Source organism: Stenotrophomonas sp. 3diitr2024 (genome assembly GCF_042136455.1).
Taxonomy (GTDB): domain Bacteria; phylum Pseudomonadota; class Gammaproteobacteria; order Xanthomonadales; family Xanthomonadaceae; genus Stenotrophomonas; species Stenotrophomonas sepilia.
The window spans coordinates 1-2,584 of the sequence record NZ_JBHHMJ010000704.1 but is presented as its reverse complement, the minus strand read 5'-3'; the positions used below and the strand labels follow the sequence as shown (position 1 = coordinate 2,584).

General features: G+C 67.2%; 5 protein-coding genes and 1 tRNA gene. 4 read left to right on the top strand and 2 right to left on the bottom strand.

What is annotated here, in order from left to right; translation table 11 throughout:
- Together ABGA94_RS18565 and ABGA94_RS18560 are read left to right on the top strand one after the other, a co-directional pair.
- On the top strand, positions 1-252 hold a 252-nt coding region (locus tag ABGA94_RS18565; RefSeq protein ID WP_375367901.1), incomplete at its 5' end, for a hypothetical protein.
- Between the two features lie 11 nt (positions 253-263).
- Positions 264-339 (top strand) — tRNA-Ala (locus tag ABGA94_RS18560).
- A 61-nt stretch (positions 340-400) separates the two neighbouring features.
- Here the strand turns inward: ABGA94_RS18560 and ABGA94_RS18555 are convergent.
- Complete coding sequence (locus ABGA94_RS18555; protein WP_005417792.1) at positions 401-571, bottom strand: hypothetical protein; 171 nt, start codon at positions 569-571, stop codon at positions 401-403.
- A gap of 164 nt (positions 572-735) precedes the next feature.
- On the opposite strand from ABGA94_RS18555, the gene ABGA94_RS18550 reads away from it, so the two are divergent.
- The gene (locus ABGA94_RS18550) at positions 736-1,221 is read left to right on the top strand and encodes a hypothetical protein (protein WP_375367900.1); all 486 of its coding nucleotides are present in this window, start codon (positions 736-738) and stop codon (positions 1,219-1,221) included.
- Between the two features lie 6 nt (positions 1,222-1,227).
- Here ABGA94_RS18550 and ABGA94_RS18545 read toward each other — a convergent pair whose 3' ends face one another.
- Positions 1,228-1,989 (bottom strand): SDR family oxidoreductase, encoded by a 762-nt coding sequence (locus ABGA94_RS18545; RefSeq protein WP_032954356.1) that lies wholly within the window; start codon positions 1,987-1,989, stop codon positions 1,228-1,230.
- Between the two features lie 132 nt (positions 1,990-2,121).
- On the opposite strand from ABGA94_RS18545, the gene ABGA94_RS18540 reads away from it, so the two are divergent.
- Positions 2,122-2,584, top strand: a 463-nt coding sequence (locus ABGA94_RS18540) for a helix-turn-helix domain-containing protein (protein WP_375367899.1), incomplete at its 3' end; no start/stop codon positions are given.

Sequence of the window (2,584 nt, the reverse complement as noted above, 5' to 3'; positions counted from 1 at the left end):
ATCCAGGTCGACCGCGATGGCAGCCACCTTGGCCGCCGCCACCCGGTGAACCTCGGCGTGGTCGGCGATATCGCACCGACGCTGGATGCATTGCTGCCGCCCCCGGCATTGCCTTGCGCAACGCCTGGTCTCTGTCGAATTCGCCCTGCTGCGCCATGCACTGGCCCGGATCCGGCCGGCACGGCGGTGGATCCAGGCCTTGCGTCGTCCCTGCCCGGCGCTTGGCAAGCGCGGCAGGCGGCGCTACACTGAAAGCCTGCCGTGGGGCCATAGCTCAGCTGGGAGAGCGCGTCGTTCGCAATGACGAGGTCAGGAGTTCGATCCTCCTTGGCTCCACCACTATTCAGAAGAACCCGTAGATCCTGGCGATCTACGGGTTTTTTTCTTGTCTGGAATCCGCCTAGCCGGGTTCCTGGCCGCCATCCTTGCGGCGCGGGCTGCGCGAATGCGCATCACGCACCTGTTGGTCGCACTGGCCCGGCCGCTGCTTCGCCACGTTGTCCTGCTTCCGGTCCTGGCGGCTTTCCTGGATGCCCTGCTTCGGGTCCTGATCCTTGTCTGGCTCGTTCATCTGATTACTCCCTCATCGGCATCAGGCCGACGTTCTGCCCCACGCTAGAGGCCGGCGGGTAATCCACAGGTCAGTCCCGCGCCAACAGCGTGTGCACGAACCCACTTGCTGCGACGGTGAACACACGCCCAGAATCCGATGCAGCACGAATTCCGCGTACACCCATGCCCCCGCCCGCCCAGCACGCGGCACACACCGTGCCGATGAACTTCAATCCAACCGACGGCAGCATCCAGCTCGGCACGCTGCCGAACCTGATCTGTCCCAGCCTCTCACTGCAGGAGGCGCGCATCGCCTTCGCCACGCTGACGCATGGCGAGCGCGATGTCGGCACCGGCTACGTCTGGCTGAGCCTGCACCGGCTCAGCCTGGGCGGTGCACCCGCTGGCATCAGCCTGTGCTTCCACGGCCAATACCTCGACATGGTGACCATGAGCGTCGACCTGCCTGGTGCGACGCTGGACGACGGCTGGCCGAGCCAGGCCGCGATCAAGGCCGAAGTTGCCTTCATGCGCCGCACGCTGGGTGCAGCGCTGGGTCGCACGTTGAGCGGCGGCCACGCCCGCTTCGGCTGGGGCGAGGCCTGGGCCCGGTTCGACCCGAAGGGATTCATGGCGAGCAGCGGCCTCCGCTACTCGCCTCGCACGTGACGGCGCTCAGGTTCGGGTGATCGACACGCCGCCTTCAACGCGCATTGCGGTACCGGTAACGAAGCTGCTTTCATCGCTGGCCAGGAACAACGCCGCATTGGCGATCTCCTCCGGCTTGGCCATGCGCTTGAGTGCATGCAGCGAGCGCACGAAATCACGCGCATCACCGGTCGGTGCCGCCTGCCGGCCCATCTCGGTATCGGTGCCCCCGGGCAGCAGCACGTTGCTGCGCACGCCGCGCGCGCCGTATTCGGCGGCGATCACCTGGCTCAGGCCGATCAGCCCGGCCTTGCTCGACGCATAGGCGGCCATGCCCGGGAAGCCCACGGTGTGGCCGACAAACGTGCCGACAAACACCAGCGAGCCGCCCCCGCGTGCCAGCAATGCCGGCAACTGCGCGCGTGCCGCGTGGAAAGCGGCATCGAGATTGGTGGCCATCACCTCGCGCCACGCATCCACAGGGAACTCTGCTGCCGGTGCACCGGGGCCGAGCATGCCGGCATTGTTGAGCGCGATGTCCAACCCACCGAATGACTGCTGGGCCAGTTCCACCAGCGCCGGTGCCGTGGCCGGATCAGCCACGTCCGCGGCATGCACCACCACCTCGCCACCGGCGGCGCGGATCTGCTCGGCCAGCGCCTGCAGCGGCTCCGGCCGCCGTGCGTTGAGCACCAGCTTTGCCCCTTCTGCAGCGAAGCGCAGCGCGCTGGCGCGGCCGATGCCGGCGCTGGCACCGGTGATGAGAGCGATCTTGTTGTTCAGCCGCATGGTCGTGGTACCGGTTGTGAAGTGGCCGCCACGATGCCGCGCCTCTCGCCTGCCAACACTCCGTTTCCGGGCCCGGTCCATAGGTGCAGGAAACGGAGTTTCCGCAGAACCAGCACGTGCCAGAATCCGGCCATGGACAGCACCGCCACCACCGCCCTCGATGCCCGCGTCGAACGGGTTTGCCGCCACCTTCAAGCCAGCCACGACGAACCCTCGCTGCAGGAACTGGCCGGGATCGCGGGTTGCAGCCCAACCCGTCTGCATCGCCTTTTCAAGGAAGCAACCGGGTTGACCCCGAAGCAGTACGCTGCCGCGCTGCGCGCCGACCGCCTGCGCACCGGGCTGGAACAACAGGAACGCATCACCGACGCCTTCCACGATGCCGGCTTCGGCTCCAGCGGTCGCTTCTACGAGAACGCGCCGAAGCTGCTGGGCATGACGCCGAAGCAATGGCGTGCCGGTGGTCGCGGCGAAGTCATCCACTTCGCGCTTGCCGAAAGTTCGTTGGGCAGCGTGCTGGTGGCCAGCAGTGCCACCGGCGTGGTCGCGATCCTGCTCGGCGACGATCCGGAAGCGCTGCTGCAGTCACTGCAGC

Coding starts and splice junctions, on each gene's coding strand:
- ABGA94_RS18555 (WP_005417792.1), bottom strand. CDS start 571: ATGAACGAGCCAGACAAGGATCAGGACCCGAAGCAGGGCATCCAGGAA.
- ABGA94_RS18550 (WP_375367900.1), top strand. CDS start 736: ATGCCCCCGCCCGCCCAGCACGCGGCACACACCGTGCCGATGAACTTC.
- ABGA94_RS18545 (WP_032954356.1), bottom strand. CDS start 1,989: ATGCGGCTGAACAACAAGATCGCTCTCATCACCGGTGCCAGCGCCGGC.